This window comes from Verrucomicrobiota bacterium (genome assembly GCA_037139415.1).
Classification (GTDB): domain Bacteria; phylum Verrucomicrobiota; class Verrucomicrobiia; order Limisphaerales; family Fontisphaeraceae; genus JBAXGN01.
Window position 1 is genome coordinate 37,738 of the sequence record JBAXGN010000008.1, and the last position, 18,147, is coordinate 55,884.

At 59.0% G+C, this 18,147-nt stretch carries 13 protein-coding genes; 6 read left to right on the forward strand and 7 right to left on the reverse strand.

Annotated elements, in window-relative coordinates; translation table 11 throughout:
- Positions 1-42 precede the first annotated feature (42 nt).
- The 3 genes from WCO56_02575 to WCO56_02585 are packed head-to-tail and all read left to right on the forward strand — an operon-like array spanning position 43 to position 4,134.
- Complete coding sequence (locus WCO56_02575) at positions 43-1,296, forward strand: ABC transporter ATP-binding protein (protein MEI7728422.1); 1,254 nt, start codon at positions 43-45, stop codon at positions 1,294-1,296.
- Between the two features lie 11 nt (positions 1,297-1,307).
- The gene (locus tag WCO56_02580) at positions 1,308-2,684 is read left to right on the forward strand and encodes an ABC transporter permease (GenBank protein MEI7728423.1); all 1,377 of its coding nucleotides are present in this window, start codon (positions 1,308-1,310) and stop codon (positions 2,682-2,684) included.
- 1 nt (position 2,685) lies between these two features.
- Positions 2,686-4,134, forward strand: coding sequence for a hypothetical protein (locus WCO56_02585; GenBank protein MEI7728424.1), 1,449 nt, complete (start codon positions 2,686-2,688; stop codon positions 4,132-4,134).
- 34 nt (positions 4,135-4,168) lie between these two features.
- Here the strand turns inward: WCO56_02585 and WCO56_02590 are convergent, their stop codons facing one another.
- Entirely contained in the window at positions 4,169-5,359 is a 1,191-nt protein-coding gene (locus tag WCO56_02590) for a hypothetical protein (GenBank protein ID MEI7728425.1), read from the reverse strand.
- Between the two features lie 190 nt (positions 5,360-5,549).
- Between WCO56_02590 and WCO56_02595 the strand changes: the two genes are divergently transcribed.
- Positions 5,550-6,317 carry a class I SAM-dependent methyltransferase gene (locus tag WCO56_02595; protein MEI7728426.1) on the forward strand — a complete coding sequence of 256 codons (768 nt, stop codon included), beginning with the start codon at positions 5,550-5,552 and terminating at the stop codon, positions 6,315-6,317.
- Between the two features lie 15 nt (positions 6,318-6,332).
- Here WCO56_02595 and WCO56_02600 read toward each other — a convergent pair whose 3' ends face one another.
- A complete protein-coding gene (locus tag WCO56_02600) occupies positions 6,333-6,926 on the reverse strand; it encodes a lytic transglycosylase domain-containing protein (GenBank protein MEI7728427.1) in 594 nt (197 codons plus the stop codon).
- A 103-nt stretch (positions 6,927-7,029) separates the two neighbouring features.
- Here WCO56_02600 and priA point away from each other — a divergent pair, with 103 nt between their 5' ends.
- Positions 7,030-9,276, forward strand: coding sequence for a primosomal protein N' (gene priA, locus WCO56_02605; GenBank protein ID MEI7728428.1), 2,247 nt, complete (start codon positions 7,030-7,032; stop codon positions 9,274-9,276).
- A 3-nt stretch (positions 9,277-9,279) separates the two neighbouring features.
- Here priA and WCO56_02610 read toward each other — a convergent pair whose 3' ends face one another.
- The 5 genes from WCO56_02610 to WCO56_02630 form a co-directional block, all read right to left on the reverse strand.
- Positions 9,280-9,648 carry a YbjQ family protein gene (locus tag WCO56_02610; GenBank protein MEI7728429.1) on the reverse strand — a complete coding sequence of 123 codons (369 nt, stop codon included), beginning with the start codon at positions 9,646-9,648 and terminating at the stop codon, positions 9,280-9,282.
- Positions 9,649-9,749: 101 nt separating this feature from the next.
- Positions 9,750-11,609 carry a CehA/McbA family metallohydrolase gene (locus WCO56_02615; protein ID MEI7728430.1) on the reverse strand — a complete coding sequence of 620 codons (1,860 nt, stop codon included), beginning with the start codon at positions 11,607-11,609 and terminating at the stop codon, positions 9,750-9,752.
- A 425-nt stretch (positions 11,610-12,034) separates the two neighbouring features.
- On the reverse strand, positions 12,035-12,403 hold the full coding sequence (locus WCO56_02620; protein MEI7728431.1) for a hypothetical protein: 369 nt from the start codon (positions 12,401-12,403) through the stop codon (positions 12,035-12,037).
- 165 nt (positions 12,404-12,568) lie between these two features.
- Positions 12,569-13,285: a hypothetical protein gene (locus WCO56_02625; protein ID MEI7728432.1), complete on the reverse strand. Its 717-nt coding sequence runs from the start codon at positions 13,283-13,285 to the stop codon at positions 12,569-12,571.
- Positions 13,286-14,078: 793 nt separating this feature from the next.
- Positions 14,079-14,390 (reverse strand): hypothetical protein, encoded by a 312-nt coding sequence (locus WCO56_02630; protein ID MEI7728433.1) that lies wholly within the window; start codon positions 14,388-14,390, stop codon positions 14,079-14,081.
- Between the two features lie 1,722 nt (positions 14,391-16,112).
- Here WCO56_02630 and recG point away from each other — a divergent pair.
- Complete coding sequence (gene recG, locus WCO56_02635) at positions 16,113-18,140, forward strand: ATP-dependent DNA helicase RecG (protein ID MEI7728434.1); 2,028 nt, start codon at positions 16,113-16,115, stop codon at positions 18,138-18,140.
- Positions 18,141-18,147 lie beyond the last annotated feature (7 nt).

Sequence of the window (18,147 nt, forward strand, 5' to 3'; positions counted from 1 at the left end):
AGGAATCCGCGCAAGCCAGGGCTTTAACCACACTTTGAAGCCATGCCTGTTGCTGAACTTAATCCCCTTGCCAGCGCCGCCCCAGTTGCCTCCGCTGAAACGGTAGTGACGGTACGGAGTTTAACTAAAATTTTCAAAGATTTCTGGGGCCGCCCTAAAGCCCGCGCGGTGGATGACGTCAGTTTTGAGGTCCGCAAGGGGGAGGTTTTCGGCCTGCTCGGCCCAAACGGGTCTGGCAAATCCACTACGGTCAAAATGATCCTCGGGCTGTTGTACCCAACCAAAGGACACATCGAAGTCTTCGGTCATTCGCCGCGCCATGTCGCCACGAAAGCGCGCATTGGGTATCTCCCGGAGGAGTCGTACCTGTACCGCTACCTGGATTCGCGTGAAACGCTGGAATTCTTTGGCAACTTATTTGAACTGCCCGCTGGCGAGCGCAAGCAACGCACCGAACAACTGCTGGACATGGTGGGGTTAAGCAATGTGCGTTCCCGAGCAGTAGGCGAATTTTCCAAAGGCATGCAACGGCGTATCGGGATGGCCCAGGCCCTGATCAATGATCCGGACTTGGTCATTTTGGACGAGCCGACCTCGGGCCTTGATCCCATTGGTTGCCGCGAGGTGAAGGACTTGATCGTGGCGCTGGCGCGCCGGGGGAAGACGGTAATCCTCAGCAGCCACTTACTGGCCGATGTCGAGGATGTGTGCGACCGGGTGGTGATTTACTATGGCGGTAAAATCCAGGCGATGGGGCCATTGAAGGATCTGCTGGCCAACCGTGATGCCATGCGCATTACCACGCCCCCATTGTCGCGTGAAACCATGGAACGAGTGATGGCGCTGATCCACGCGGATGTCGCCGCCGATAAGGTGCGAATTGACAACCCGTCGCAAAACCTGGAAAGCTATTTCCTGGAGGTGGTGCGCAAGGCACGGGAAAGTGCGGCGGAAACCTCCGGCGCGACCTCGCATAACCGCGTGGCTGATTATCTGCGCGGCGATGCCTCGCTGGCGCAACCGACCGCGCCGGACAAGATGTTGGACCGCTTTACGCACCCGCTCAGCACACCGGCCCCTGCCCCGCCTCAACCGGAATCGAAACCCCTGGTAATACCCGGCATGGATGCGACCAAATTAACGGCCTTGACCAAAGGCACGGAGGAACCCGTGACCACGCTGCCAACACAATCACCGTCGGCATCAACGCCAACCCAACCAGTCCCGGCCAAGCCAGCGGACCTGGCCAAGGCGAATGAAAAACTTTCCGGGCTGCTGGGCAAAAAGACTTCCTGAGAACAACCACCATGCAGCGCATTCTGGCCATTGTCTGGTTAAGTTGGAAAGCCGCTTTCCGGTATCGCCTGATCTGGGTTCTCAGCGCGCTGCTGCTGGGGGCGGTCATCGGCCTGCCGCTATTATTGAAGGACGACGAGACGGCCCGTGGGTTTATCCAGATTGTACTGACATACACGCTAGGGAGCATCACCGCGCTGCTGGGCATCGCCACCCTATGGCTGGCCTGCGGCACTTTGGCCCGCGATATTGAGGATTGCCAGATGCAGGTCGTCGCCGTCAAACCCATCGCCCGATGGGAAATCTGGCTGGGGAAATGGTTGGGGTTGGTGTCATTGAACGCGTTTCTGTTGGCCTTGGCGGGGGTCTGCGTGTACGGCCTCATTTACTGGCGGGCCGGTTCCCTGCCGGCTGATCAGCAGGCCATCCTGAAAAATGAAGTGCTGGTGGCACGCGGTTCTCTCAAATCTCCGCCCATTAACCTCCGCCCCATGGTGGACCAACTTTTTGCAGCACGTCTGAAAGAGACGCCGATAGCGCCAGCCGACCAACCGTTTGTCAGGCAACAAATCGAGGAACAAGTCAAAGCTCGCCATCAACTGGTCATGCCCGGGTATATCCGCACTTGGAAACTGGACGCCCGTGAGGTGCGCAAATCACCCGACCAGCCCTTGTATCTCCGGATCAAGTTTTATTCCTCACAAGCTGCGCCGAATGCCACCTTTGCAGCGATGTGGCGCTTTGGCAAGCTGGACGCCCCGGCCCGGCACACTCATGAAATAAAAAGCATGGCCGCCGAAACATTTCACGAATTTTCCGTCCCCTCCAACGCGATCAGCGATGACGGTTCGTTGGTAATCAGTTTGGCGAACATCAACCAGACGGCGCTGCTATTCCCGCTGGAGGACGGCTTGGAAGTATTGTATCACGAAGGTGGATTTGCGCTCAATTTTGCGCGCGGGTTGGGCATCATTCTCTGTTGGCTGAGTCTGCTGGCCGCCGTCGGCTTGGCGGCGGCGAGTTTTCTGTCATTCCCGGTCGCTGCTTTTGCGTCCGCCGCACTGCTTGCGATGATGCTGGGCAGCAGTAATATCGCCTCTTCTGTCGAGGAAGGCACGGTCGGCGGCAAAGATCATGAAACCGGGCAACCCATGCATCCCGTAGTGGATCGGCTCATGCTCCCGGTGTTTAAGGTGGTTTTAACGGTAATCAACCTGGCGCAATCATTTGCTCCCGTGGACCTATTAAGCAATGGCCGCAGCATTTCCTGGACCACCTTATCGCTCGCGGTGAGCCAGATTGTCCTGTTGCTGGGCGGCCTCTTTGGCTTGTTTGGTGCAATTGTATTTACGCGGCGGGAGTTGGCCACCGCCCAAGGGACGTCGTGAAATGCAAACTCGTTTCCATAAACACTTATTTCTGGTGACCGCCATTCTGTTTCTGGTGGCTGCGGGATTCGTGCAACGCTCCATGGACGCGCATCGCCAACGCCTGGGCATCCTGACCACCGCTCCCGGGTTGGACGGCGCTCCGCCAATGCTGGCTTTCACCACGATGGCGCTGGGCGGTTTTCGCGGCTTGATCGCCAACGCGCTTTGGCTCCGTGCCAACCAGATGCAGGAGGAGGATAAGTTCTTTGAAATGGTGCAGTTGTCCGATTGGATCACCAAACTCCAACCCCGCATGAAGCAGGTCTGGCTCATGCAAGCCTGGAACATGGCGTACAATATCTCAGTCAAGTTCAGCGATCCGGAAGACCGCTGGCGCTGGGTTCAGCGCGGCTTCTCGCTGCTGCGCGATGAAGGTCTGCGCTACAATCCTGACGAAGCGCTGATCTATCGCGAACTGGGCTGGATTTTCCAGCACAAGATGGGCGCGAGCCTCGATGACGCGCATTACACCTATAAGCGACATTGGATTGACGAGATGACCCAGGTGCTGGGACCGCAGCGAGACGGCTACCGGGAGTTGCTCTCGCCCAAGACCGACGACGCCCGCGCCCGCGCCAAACTGCTGCGCGAAAAATACAAGATGGACCCGCGCCGCATGGCCAAGGCCGACGAAGAATACGGACCTTTGGACTGGCGTCTGCCAGAAGCGCACGCCGTTTACTGGGCCATGCTGGGTCTGGAAAAATGCCGGCCGAGTGAATTAATGCCGGTGCGGCGCGTGATCTACCAATCCATGCAGACGTCGTTCCAACGTGGTCGGCTGATCATGAACCGCGTGAACCTGCCGCCCATGTTCGGCCCAAACCTCGACATTATTCCCCAAGTCAACAAAGCCTACGAACAAATGATGGCGGAGGACAAAGAAAACGCGCCCAACATCATTAACGGCCATAAGAACTTCCTGCGCCAGGCGGTCTTCCACCTGTATGTCCACAACCGGATGCGCGAAGCGGCGGCTTGGTTCAAAGTGCTTTGCGATAAGTACCCCAATGACATGTGGGTGACGTTCTGCAATCGCGATCTCGAAACCTACGCGCTCCAGCGCATCGCCGAAGGTGCGGGCGAGACGGATGACAAAAAGACCACCTCTTTCATTGAGGGCTACCTGCGCAACGCATACATGGACCTGGCGCTGGACTACGATGACCGTGCCGATGGGTTCCTATTGATGGCCCGGAAAATCTATAACAATTACATGGCAAAAATGACCGATACTTCCCAAAAGGTGCGAGTCAGCCTGCCGGACTACGCGGTGATCAACAAAACCGTGCTGGATAATCTGTTGGCTCCGAATACCAACGTCCAGGCCCAGGCATTCCAAGCCGTCTTGCGCGTCAAACTAGGCCTCCCAGCAGCTACCAATGCGCCACCGGTCACACCCAAGTAATCAGCTCTCTCAATCGGCGTCCGGCAAAATGCAGCTAGCCCGGTGAACCAAAGCGGCTCACCGCTATCCCCTGAGTGCCAAGCGTGCCGGGCTTGAGTAAGTGTTGCCGGTCACCGCGCACAATCTGGTAATCAATGGCCTGGCGGATTTGTTTATCGTCCACCAACCGCCGCACGTGATGGCATAGATGCGCGTGAATGCATTCCATCGTAAAATTCAGGTCGTCCAAATCGTACTCGGACAGAGGGTGGGTTCCCTGGATGGCCAGGGTGATGCTGGTAGGACACCCATTCCCGCAATCAATGCCCCGGGCGATTTCCACCTCTTGCCACTGGCCTTCGTTCAAGTACCCATTCCACCCCACGTAGAGGTCGTTCTGGTACTGGTAAATATGGCAAAACACCATGGTCCGCCCCATGGCCACAACCAGTTGCTCGCGCTCCTCTAGGTCATCCACCCCCTGGTAAGACACGACCTCCTGCCAGCAACGCAGCTTGGCCTGGGTGGCGTGCTGCAACTCCTCGATGAATCGCGCCTTGAAATCCCGCGCGTCAGCACCCTGCCTGAACAATGTCTGATGCCAGCCATCCACTAAACGTAATTGCCGGGGTTCACCCTCCGGCTTGCCAGAACTGCGGATCAGGCGCGGACGCCTCAGAAAATCCAAGCAATCCCATCGTAACCCTCGTGCCTGATTTTTCGGGTGCCACAATTGAAACCAATGCCGCCGCAGCGCATGTTCGTTGAGCGTCGGCAGATCCCCCCGTCGCAGCAGGTAATTCACCAGCGACTCCAGATGCTCCTCGGTCAGCCGCCACAAACGCGGATAACACTGTGCTCGCCCGCGCGCCTTCACCCGCACGTCGTATTCGATCTCGTATTGAAAAAATGGCGCGGGATGGATGGTGACGACCAGGCTGGACCGCTCCGTGACCAGGATATGGCCGCGCGGCACCCAAAGACTCACCGCCACCGTCGCGGGAAACTCGTACGGGGCGGAGCGCAACACTTGGCACCGCACCTTCTGCTTTTCACAAATGCCTTCCAGCATCGCATAAACTGCGTCCCGATGCTCGGCCACCTTTTCCCAGATACCCTCGTCCTCGTGCCGCAGGATTGGCCGGCAATCCAGCGTGCTGGTGCCGGGAATAAAGGTCCCGGCTTTGGCCTGGGGATCTTCCGCGAACGAATTCCCGGTTTTATCTAATTTGCCAACAATCGCCATAACATGTCATCAACGTGGTTCCAACTACCCCGAATCGTTAAGGAATTATGCCGCGTGGTGCAAACTCTAAATTGGGGGAACATGGAAAGTCAAAGCTGCCGGAACCATTAACCTCGTCCTTATCTCGACCTGCTCGCGCCGCAAATCGGCATTGCAATTTTCCGGGGAATCGCGAACATCTTCGCCGGTCATGGGACATCAAGACACTTATTATCAGCATAACGAAGCCTACGCCGAGTTCCTCGCGGGGTGGGACGCCACCTTTTACGCCAAGTACACGGACACCCTGAAGCCCGAGCAAGCCGGTGGCCGGGCGCTGGATGTCGGTTGCGGGGTTGGCCAGGTTGTTGCCAAATTGACGGAGGCGGGCTTCGAGGCGCATGGGGTGGATGTATCACAACCGAACATTGAGCGGGCCAAGACGTTTTCCCAACGCTGTCAGCTCTATAATGGCAAGCGTCTGCCGTTTCCCGACGCGCATTTTGCCAGCGCGGGCGCGTTGAATGTGCTGGAGCATGTGGATGATCCAGAGTCATTCATCACGGAGTTGGTCCGCGTCGTGGCGGTCGGCGGCAAGATCGTTCTGTCTAGTCCCAACTTTTTCCGCGTGTTTGGGTTTCGGGATTATCATCCCCGGATGCGCGGGCTGGGCAGCAAGTGGCGCAATTGGCAACGGTTGTGCGCGAAGCGCCGGCAGATGCGCGACCAGCCCGAGGCGGTGCGCTTCGACCACATGCAGCCAATCGTCAAGCAGCCGTTCACGCCGGATGACGATGCGATTATCGCCACGAATGCGCTGGAGATGGAGTTTTTTCTCACCCGCGCCGGTTGCCGGGTGGAACGTGTGGAATGCACGGATCGTTACGTGGCCAAACCAATTGAGCTGGCGTTAAACCTCACACCGCTGCGGTATATGATGTTTAACTCGTTCCTGGTTGCGCGACGGGAACGAGCGTAGGGCTACCGCACCAGCCTACGGCGATTTCTTTTTCCCAAACCCCTTTTCCTGGTAGTATTCGTACCGTTCCATGGTGGTACGCACGTAGGCTTTGGTGCTGGGAAAACCGATCTGCTCAATGAAGACCGCGCTATTGGTAGCCGCCGCGCCCTTCATCCATTTCAACACATTACCGCGTCCAGCATTATAATCCGCCAGGGCGTAGGGCAGGCAATTATCGGTGGTCCCCAGGTAACGCAGCAGCACTTTGCGCAAATACCAGGCGCCACATTGGGTGTTCAAGGCGGGGTTGTAGAGTTCAGTGTGAAACGCCATCGTGCGCCGCTCAGTCTTCGCCCAATCGGCAGCGGTATCCTTCATGATCTGCATCAAGCCCACCTCGCCTTTGGCACCTTTGGCATGGGGATCAAAGCGGCTTTCGCGCCACACCACCGCTTTGACCAGCGCGGGATCCACCCCGTAGCGCGCCGCGCCGGCGAGGATATGGGCGTCCTGACTATTTTCGCGCCAGGTGTAGTAATAGTCAAAAATCCAAAAGGGAATGGCGATGGCAATCAAGATTAGAAGCCATCGTTGCCACCGCGCCAATTTAAAAGGCAAACGCAACATGCGACGCCGGATATTGTTGGCCGCGCCACGGACGCTGGCAAGCAAATGAAGGCATATTTTTCGCTCGACTCCGCCGTGGCATGTCCCAACCTGATGCCGAAACATGGTTGCACGGGTCACACTTGAAATCGCGCTCCGCAAGGAGTTTGATTATGCCATCCCGCCCGAACTGGCCGCCCAGGTGGAAGTCGGCACGCGGGTGCGCATTCCCTTTGGTTCACGCGAGGTGGCGGGCTGCGTCACGGCGGTCATCGAGGAATCCACGCACACCAATCTGCGTTCCATCGTCAAAATTCTCGGGCGTCCCAGCCTCATCACCCCGCGGGTGTTGGAATTGTCGCGCTGGATCGCGGAGTATTACTGTTGCGCTCCGGAAGTCGCGTTGAAGAGCGTGCTGCCCGAGGCCGTCCGGCAGGAAGCGGATGGCTGGCGCGAGCGTCTCTTTGTGCGCGTGATACCGCGTACGGGCGAACTGCCCAAGCTCACGAAGCGTCAGCAGGAAATTTGGAACATCATTGAGGAATGGCGTGAATTGCCGCTGCAACAGTTGTTGGAGCTATCCAAAGCCACGCCGGAAACCGTGCGCCGGCTGGAGGACAAAGGGCTGGTCCTGATCTCCGCCCAGATTTCCGAGCGCGACCCGTATGCCCACGAAGTCATCCTGGCCACCCAACCGCTCCCGCTCAATGCTGAGCAGCAAACCGCGCTGGATGAGATTATCAAGACCATGGACCGGGGGAAACTCCCCGCCGCCGAAGGGCCGGGCGTCAACACCTCCACCTTTCTGCTGTACGGCGTGACGGGCAGCGGCAAGACAGAGGTCTATCTCCAGGCGCTGGCGCATTGCCTCGCGCAGGGCAAGGGCGCGATTGTGCTCGTGCCGGAAATTTCGCTTACCCCGCAAACGGTGGAGCGCTTCAAAGCCCGGTTCAGCGCGGGGCCGTTGCGCACGCTGGTGGCGGTGTTGCACAGCCATCTCTCCGGCGGCGAGCGTCATGATGAATGGCACAAGATCCGCCAGGGACGCGCCCGCATCGTCATCGGGGCGCGCTCGGCGATCTTCGCGCCGGTGGAACCGCTCGGCCTGATCATCGTGGATGAGGAACACGAGCACTCCTATAAGCAGGAGGAAGCGCCACGCTACCATGCGCGCGATGTTGCGGTCGTGCGCGCCCAACGCGAGGGAGCGGTGGTGGTCCTCGGCTCGGCCACGCCTTCGTTGGAGAGTTATTACAACGTCCAGCGCGGCAAGTATCGCCTGTTGCAATTGCCGCATCGGGCCGACCACAAGAAGATGCCGGTCGTACGGGTCGTGGATATGCGGACCGAATCGCACAAGGGCATGGGACCGCCCGTTTTCTCCGTGCAACTGAAGGAAGCGATTACCCAACGGTTGGAGAAGAAAGAACAGGTGATGCTCTTTCTCAACCGGCGCGGCTACTCCACGTCCCTGCAATGCCCGCAGTGCGGCTACGTCGCCGAATGCCCCAATTGCAGCGTCTCGCTGACGTATCATCGCGCCGCGCAGAAAATCCGCTGCCACATCTGCAGTTACGAAGCGCCCGCCCCGAAAGTGTGCCCGGCGCCAGCGTGTCACAGCGCCGCCATTCGTTATTCCGGGCTGGGCACCGAGCGCGTCGAGGAAACGCTCGGCAAACTGTTCCCGCACGCCATCGTCCGCCGGATGGATTCAGACACCTTGAAGCGCAAGGAAGATTACCGCCGCATTCTCGGCGACTTTAAAACCGGCAAGATAGATATTCTGGTCGGCACCCAGATGATCGCCAAGGGATTGCACTTTGAAAACGTGACGCTCGTCGGCGTCATCTATGCCGACTTGGGCCTGCACATGCCGGACTTCCGCGCCGGCGAACGCACCTTCCAACTCCTCACGCAAGTCGCGGGCCGGGCGGGACGCGGCGAGGTGGAGGGCGAAGTGTTCGTGCAAGCCTTCACCCCGTTTCATTCCGCCATCCAATACGCCCGCAAGCATGACTTCGAGGGGTTCTACGAAGAGGAAATTGAATTCCGCAAGCAACTCCAATATCCGCCGTGGAGCCGCGTCGCGCTGCTGACGCTCAAAGGGCGCAACGAGGAAAAGGTGCAATTCCACATCGCCCATCTGCGCAAGAACGTGGAGCAACGGACCGCGGGTTGGAAAGACCTGATCATTGCCGGTCCCGCCGCCGCGCCGCTGGCGCGCGCGGAGACGTTCTATCGTTACCAACTCATGCTGCGCACGCCCCGAATGCCGCAGTTGAGCAAGGAACTTGCCCGGTTGCTCCAGGAAACCAATCTCCCGGAGGATGTCACCCTGGCGGTGGATATTGACCCGGTGAACCTGATGTAAGGCCTACTGCGGCAGCGGCGGCGGCGCGGCGGAAACCGGCTCCACAAACACCGCCGTCCCGTAGCACAACACTTCCGTGATGCCCGCGCCAATTTCCGTGCCGTCATAGCGCACGCCCACCACGGCATTGGCGCCCAACTCCCCCGCGTGCGTCAACATTTGGCTGAAGGCGTCCGCCCGCGTCTGTTCGCACAGCGTCGTGTAGATGGAAATATTCCCGCCGAAGATGGTTTGCAGGCTCGCGACAAAGTTCCCCACCACGGAGCGGGAGCGGACCACGATGCCGCGCACGACGCCGAATGATTTGGTGACCCGGTAACCGGGCAGTTCGAACGTGGTCGTCGTCAATGGATGTGTTTGGCTCAAGCTCATGGCCGTGGATTAAACGCCAATCTCCGGCGGATTGAAAGCACAAATGATCCATGGTGAAGCAGCGCACGTCATCGTCCGATTAAGGTGATACCGCGAACTTCTCACTGCGTCTTCTTCAACGCAAACGTCAGCCGCACTTCGCCGAGCAGCTTGCGGATTTGCTCGAACGTCCGCCAATCCAGCAAATCGCGCTCCTCCAGCCGGGTGATCAAGTCCATTAGTGGCGGATTATCCAGCACCGGGCTCAGCGTGAGGGGCGCGTATCCCGGCACTTCCGCGCGCAAGCGCAGCGTCCCGGCGATCTTCAAAACACCTTCGCCGGTGGGCAGCGCATGGCTCTGCTCCGGGCGCGGCACGGGGCCGAGATAAGCGAGTTCAGTCACCGCACCGGGCAACAAATGCTTATCCCCGGCATCCTCCAGGCGCAGCGTAATCCGCGCCGGAACGGGAGCCGGAGGTGCATAATCGGCGGCCTCGAAGTAAAACGCGCCCGAAACGGCCCGCTGCCGCGGGTCGCGCCCCGTCAACCGCACGCAATACCACGCGGTCTCGGCCTCCTGCACCATCCAATTGGTGCGAAACGAACTGGTCCCCGGCGCGAACTGGCAGAGCTGGTGCGGTTGCCCGTTGCGCAAGAGTTCGAGCTGCCGCAGCCCGTTCGTATCCGCCCCCGAGGCCCAGACCTCGATTTGCAACGCATGCGCCTTGCCATCGGCGGGGCGGGCAGTGCCGGGCGGCTGGCCATCCAGCAGCGGGATCATCAACGGCCCCGTGGTCACCAGGTTCTGCCCCGCCGCCAACCCTTTGGCCAGCGCGGCCAACGTGAACTTCCCCTCCAGAAACGTATACGTGCGCGCCGATCCGGGAGTCGCGCCACCGGAACGGTCGAAGCACGAATCCGACGAACCCGTCGGGGCCACGCGATAACCATGGTTCAGCAACAGCCCCCACAACTCAAACGCTTTCGCATTGAACTCAAGTTCCCCCGCCGAAGTCATCACATCCAACCCGTCATACGTGGGCCCCAACAACGTATCCAGCGGCAATTCCACCGCCATGTTCGAAACGCGCATCGCCTTCACGGCGGGATACCCACCCTGCCCGCCCCACGGCCCCATCCACCAGCGGAGCGGGTGTGAATACGCCACCACGCCGCCCTGCGCGTGAATCAACCGGTGCGATTCAAAATTCGCATACGTCGGTTTATCCGACTCATAATCCGCAGCGCTCGCCGCCAACAACAGCTCGATGACATTCGCGCCATCCGGCCGGCGTCCGCCCGTATTCACCGACCAGCAATGCCCCAGACAACGCCCCGCGTCCCCGCGATAATAATTCTTCGGCGCCTCGACATTCCAGGTCAACACACAATCCGGCTGCGAGCGCGGCGTCAACTCGGCAGCCAATCGTTCCGGCGTGGGATGATCCAGCGTCCACGTATGCGCCAGACTGAAGTAATGCAGATCCGCCGCCCGCACCGCCAGCGCCACCTCCTCGAACGTGACGGGCAGCGTGCGTTCACCATGAATCATGTGCGAGTGGCTATCCCCCGCAAACCAACCGCGCTGGCGCATATCCACCACCCGTTCCAGCGTGAGGCCAATCTCCCGTTGCTCGTCCGGCGCGAGTTCCAACTCCTGCTCCACCGCCCGGTATTCATGCCCCCGGCTGATCCGCAACCGCACCCGGCCCGCCGGCAGCTCCCGCGTAAACTTCCCCGCGCAGAAAAAACCGGTCTTGCACGCCGCCTGCTCCAGAGCCAGCTTCCCCTGGGCATCCCACAACGCCACCACACACGCGACCGGTTCGCCGCTCTGCGCCTCCCGGATCACCGCCCGCAACGTCGCTGAATCCGCGGCGCGCGCCGACCCCAGCGCCCCGACCAGCAGCAACATCCACGCCCCGGACCATGCATTCGTCCGGTTCCACGAAACACCATCGCTATCCATGCCAGAGTTCACAAGAAATGAATTTAAACGCATTCCCTCGCGCTGCACAGATTAATTGCGGCATTCACCGGCTTCAACACGCGCCAGGCAACTCATCATCCGCACAGGATGCCAGATAGCTAGCCGGAGCGTCATGAGGGGAACGGGGCATGACCTCCGGAACACCGTCCCATAAAACCTAACGCATCCCTCCAGGATGCTTCGGCGCGACAACGTTTACCGGTGGTCAGGCGCCCTCGTACCGCAGACTTCCAAGTCTGCTGTGTCGCGGATTTCCAATCCGCAGACCTTCATGCCTTCCCCACGGTTGGCGATTTCCCAGCGTCTGCCGACTGGGAAGTCGGCGATACAGCAGGTTGGAAACCTGCGGCACGTTTCGCGGCATGATTTCCCTACGGCTACTTTGTTCTTCCGCCTTCTGGCGGCGGTCTTTCCCGTTACACCCGCCGCATCAGCAGGATCATTTGATTGATGGTGTTCAGGATGGTGCCGACTTCCCATTGGGTCGGGGGATCGCTCACCACAAAGTCCAAGGTCGCCACAGAATTGGTGTTGGCGATGAGGTTGGCGATGAGGTTGGCGATGGCATCGGCCAAATTCTGCGCGCTAATCTCGCCCATCGGGCCTTGTTGGCCGGGCTGGCCGTCCGCTCCGGGCGGGCCTTGCGGCCCCGGCGGTCCGGCGGGGATGGCATCAATGCGGGCGCTGAGCAGATCAATCAGGGCCTTGAGGGCGTTGAGTTGGGCGCGCAGTTCCGCCGCCGTGGCGTACGACGCATTGGCGGGTTTGGTGGGGTCAAAAGCCATAAAACAAAGTATTAAGTATTAAGGATTAAGGATAAAAAACAGCACCGGAGGCGCGGGAGATTGTTTCACCAGCCGTCATGGCCATGGGCGGGGGGCTTTAAGTAAGCAATCCGTGGCCCATGGGCATGGGGTGGCGTTTATTTCCCGCGTGTCCGGCGGCGGGCGTCATAGGACGTTGGTCAGGGCGGGGTCGCTCCACGCGCCCTCGTAATCGCCCTTGATGCCGCGCACGCGCACCCAGAGTTTGGGCGTGGCGGACAGGCCTTTGATGAGGTTGCGGGATTTGGTGGAGGTGAGGCGATGCGTCCAGCTCGTCTCGGTGATGGGGTCGGGGCTGGTGTCGAATTCGTAGCTCGCGGCGTTCGTGTCACGTTTGTGGGTGACGCGGACTTCGCCCGCTTTCTTGGTGGCCTCGGCATAGACATCAATGATCTGCTCGGGCATGGGCTTGTTGGTGGGGGCGCTGACAATTTCAAAGGTGGTGCTGGCGATTTTCGCCGCGTCCCCGCCGGTGACATCCTCGACTTTGGTGCCCAGCAATTTCCAGACGAGCAGCATTTCCTTCAGCAACCGGTCGCGCTCGATGCGCGCCTCCTTGAGTTGACTTTCGAGCGCCATTACATGGTCCACGCTGTCCTTGGCCAAGTCGTACGCCGTCTGCACCGCGGTCACCTGGGTGGTGACACCGGGGACGTTGGGGTTGTTCGTGCAGCCATCAATGGTGCCTTTGACCTTGGTGAGCTGTTCACCGGGTTTGAGCCCGCGCGTATTGTATTTAATTTGAGCCATAATGATGTTGGTTAGGTCTGTCACAGCACCATCCGCGTAGCGCAGATATGGGGTGTCCCACCGCTGATAATTATCCAGTTTAAGTATCATCATAGTGCCATTCAGATTACAAAAACCACACTACTACAATTCAGATTACAAAAACCACACTACTACAATATGGTTTTTTTGTCAACGCATGTATGTACGATTTTAGTTGCATTAATAATGTTCATTAAAGGACGGAATATTCCTCTTACAAAATGACTAAACCGATAAGAAAAGTAGGATATGTGGTTCGCATGGCTCTTTTTGCGCGTTGCACAACGCGATTTGTCCTTTGCATAACGCGTTATGCGCAGAACATAAAGCTCTGTGCGCTTAGCATAACGCCTTATGCGCATGACATAACGCTCTTTGCAACGCGCATAACGCGATATGCGCCGAACATAAGGCTCTATGCGCTTAACATAACGCCTTATGCGCATGACATAAGACCTTTTGCAACGCGCATAACGCGTTATGCGGGCTGCAAATTGCGTTATGCAACGCGCAAAATCGCTTTTGCAACGGACAAATCGGGCCATGCGCGGCGCAAAACCGGCTGTTTAACAGGCAGTTAGCGATGTGCCGTGCGCAAACCGGGCATTTCTGGTGGCAGAAAGCGATTTGTCCCAGGCAGGCGGCGGCGGGTGAACCGCAAGATTGGGCGCAACCCCCGCAATGTTGCTGAATCTTACACCCGGAACAAATTGACGCGGATGTTTTACGGGTTGGTGACGAAGGTGTGGACGCAGGCGGTCTGAAAAAAACAATCGGGCAATCCGACAATGATTTTGGTAACTGGCCATGGGGGAATCGGGATTTCCAAAACAGGCATTGGGCAATCCAATTTGGATTGAGTAACTCAAATAGCCGAGAAGACACGATACATCCAACGATAATTGAGAAAGACAAGCAGTGCCACGCCGGCGAGCAAGAGTATTAGCCATAACGCAGAACTTCGCGATGGTCCGCAGTCCAGCCAAAGAAAGAACAGCAAGCCGGATAGGAGTACAGGTGTGGCTAATAAAACAGAGGCGGCGAGACCGGCGTCACCCGGAAGTACACCTTTCTCGGCAAGGATGATGAACATCAAACTGAATACGCTGTATAACCCGATAATTATGCTGCCGAGCTTTGCGAAAGTGCGGGGTGTTCTGGATGGTTCTGGGTTCATTCTGTTCAGTCAGTTTCCAATCAACAATACCGGGAGCCATGACATTGGATACACTCTGGGTGAACGATTAAAACATCGGCATAATCGCACACTTTCCCTTTTCCCCAACGCCCCGCACGTTATTTCCAGATTCTCGGCGAACATGGGATGAGCCTATCCCACTTTGGGAAATGCATCAAGGATTTTGGGGCTGGCCATGGGGGAATCGGGTTCCGGCACCTCGCCACCACACCCGAAAAGTTTGCAGAGGTAGCCGATTTAATCATTCTAGCCCACAAAAAAGAAAAGTAGCATCCGAATATTCACAAGAACGACAAGCAAGGAAGCGACCCACAATACAGGCCTGACCAAAATCATGGCCGCAGAGGTCTTATGCTCTAGCTGCAAACGAGACAGGGCGTAAAAACCGGCCCCCACTGCCGCGAAGAAAAACGACATAAGCGGAGCGATCAGAAAGTCTACGTTATCGAACGTGTCCCGACCGTACCCCACTACTAAATTGAGTATCACGGTTCCGCTTACGCATACGGCACTGTAGCAGACCCACCGTAATGCTACTGAAAGCGTGAAGGTCATAAAAATGTGATGCTGCCCAATTGTATGTTATTCCCAACCCGAACGGCCAGTGGTCTCGACACTTTCCCTTTTCCCCAACGCCCCGCACGTTATTTCCAAATTCTCGGCGAACATGGGGTGAGCCTATCCCACTTTGGGGAATGCATCAAGGATTTTGGGGCCTGGCGGCGCTCCACGGCGGCGGCGAGGCCGAACGGAATGGGTGGCGGGCGGATAGGTGTGCGGCGCAAATATCGTGGTGCGTGGGATTTTGACGGTGGGGAGATTCCCAGAGTTTCATACCCCCTCACCTCTTTCCTCTCCCTTGGGGAGAGGAGGTCCGTTCTGCGGCTGAGGGAGCGAATGATGGGCTGTTTGCAGGTCTTCGGCGTCTGGCGCAGAATTCGTCCGCGGCGGGAGCGCACGAATGACATTGGGAATATCAAAACGCGGCGAGCGTCATTCCCTCTCCCCGAGGGAGAGGGTTAGGGTGAGGGGGTACGGAACCGTATGCCGTCACCGACGGTTAAGATTGCGCGGCGGAACTTCGGCGAGGCAATGGGTTTTGGCGGTGGAGAAATTCCCAGAGTTTCATACCCCCTCACCTCGTTCCTCTCCCTTGGGGAGAGGAGGTCCGTTCTGCGGCTGAGGGAGCGAATGATGGGCTGTTTGCAGGTCTTTGACGTCTGGCGCAGAATTCGTCCGCGGCGGGAGCGCATGAATGACATTGGAAATATCAAAACGCGGAGAGCGTCATTCCCTCTCCCAGAGGGGGTACGGAACTCTCAAATTCGGAATGCGGATTGCGGAATGCGGAATGGAGGTCCGCCGACTGTTAGGGCGGTAAATTATGGCTGGCGGGTTGAAATCCAAAACGGCGTCGCGGCCCCTTTGCCCCACCTTGCCGCCGTACTCCAAAAGTGTCGGCGCGTGCATTTGCTCTGCGCCGCAGGCCGGGTGAGGGGTGGTTCCCCGGTGATCCTCCGCAACCCTTAACGCGACGCCGGCAAGGGAAACGGCGGCAATTCCGCAATCCGAAATCCGCATTCCGCATTCCAAAGCGGCGTCGCGGCCCCCATCACCCCGCCTTGCCGCCGCACTCCAAAAGGAGGCGGTTGCTGCGTTTCCCTTGGGCGCGGGATTCATGCCACGCGTTGCACCGAGGGCATGGACAGGCGCGCCGGGTTGACTTATAGTCGGCGCGTGTCGGGCGCCAATCCATCAGAGTTTGCGTTGAGCACGCCGTTGAATAGGCTGTATGGCGTGGGCGCGGAGCGTTGCGCGCAATTGGCCCGGCTGGGACTTCTCACGTTGGAGGATTTGTTTTTGCACGCTCCCCGGCGGTATGAGGATCGCCGGCATTGCACGCCGATCGCGGATTTGCAGGCGGATGAATGCGCGGTGGTGCGCGGCACGATTGTCGCGTGCGGGGTGAAGTATTGGAGCAAACGCACGCGTTCGCTGTTTGAATTGGTGCTGGAGGATGGCACGCGGCGGCTGCATTGCCAGTGGTATAATTGTGATTTCCTGGAACGGGTGTACGCGCGGGGGCAGGAGCTGGCGGTGTACGGCAAAGTCTCCGGGGTGCGCCCGTTCACGATGCGGCATCCGGAGGTGGAAATCCTTGATCCGGGGGAAGAGCCGTCGCTGCACATGAACCGGATTGTTCCGGTGTATCCACTGACGGAGGGTTTGCCGCAACGCTGGCTGCGGTCCCTGGTCTGGCGCAATTTGCAGGCGTTTGGGCGGCTAATTGTGGAGCCGCATCCCGGCAGTCTGCCCGAAGGTTTTGTTTCGCGCCTGGAAGCGGTGCGGCGGCTGCAGTTCCCGGACACGTTGGCGGAGCCGGATACCGCGCGGCGCCGGCTGGCGTTCGATGAGTTCCTGGAACTGCAACTGCGGATGTTGACGCGCCGGAGGAATTTGCAGGCGAACGCGCCCGGCCTGGTGTGCCGCGGGGATAATCGGTGGATCAAGCCGTTCCTGGGCGGGTTGAGTTTCAAGCTGACGGAGGCGCAGACGCGGGTGCTGCGGGAAATCCGGGCGGATCTGGGCGGACCGCATCCCATGCGCCGGTTATTGCAGGGGGATGTGGGTTCCGGCAAAACCGTGGTGGCCGCCTGCGCGGCGTTGATGGCGTTGGAAAGCGGTTGCAGCGTCGCGTTGATGGCGCCGACGGAGATTCTCGCGGAACAGCATTGGCGCAATTTCCAACGGTGGTTCGACGCGCTGGGGATCACGGTGCATTTGCGCACCGGCAGCCGGAAAACGGAAACGGAATGCGGGCCAACGGCGCGGTCGGCGGCACCCGCGTTGTATGTGGGCACGCACGCGCTCATTACCGAGGGGGTTGAGCTGGAGAATCTCGGGCTGGTGATCATTGATGAGCAGCACAAGTTCGGCGTCACGCAGCGGGAGGCGCTGGTGCGCAAGGGAATTTACCCGCATCTGCTGGTCATGACCGCCACGCCCATCCCGCGCACGCTGGGGCTGACGTTATACGGCGATTTGGATGTGTCAGTAATTGACGAATTGCCCATGGGCCGCGGTGTGATCAAGACATTTGTGCGCACGCCCGACACCTTGCCGAAAGTGTGGGAGTTCATCCGGCAAAAGCTCGCCACCGGACGCCAGGCTTACGTGGTGTATCCCAGGGTGGAGGAAGGGGATTTGAAATCGGGCGCCAAAGCGGTGCGGGAAGAGTACGAAACGTTGGTGCGGGTGCTGGCACCGTGGAAGGTGGGGCTGCTATACGGGCGGCTGCGGCCCGAAGAGAAGGAAAAGGTGATGGCCGACTTCCGCGCCAACCAGGTGCAGGTGCTGTTGGCCACCAGCGTGATCGAAGTGGGGGTGGACGTGCCCAATGCCACGATGATGCTTGTCGAAAACGCCGAGCAATTCGGGCTGGCGCAATTGCATCAGTTGCGCGGGCGCATCGGACGCGGCGCGCACGATTCGTATTGTATCCTCGTGGCCTCCCGCGCGACGGATGCCGCCCTGGCCCGGCTGCGTGTGCTGGCGGATACCACCGATGGCTTCCGCATAGCCGAGGCTGATCTGGCGTTACGCGGCCCCGGCGAGCTGCTCGGACAGGAACAAAGCGGCGTGCCCACGTTTAAATTCGGCGATCTCCGACGGGATCTGCCGCTGATTGAACTTGCGCGCGAAACTGCGAAACGAATCCTCACCGCCTGAGCGGCGG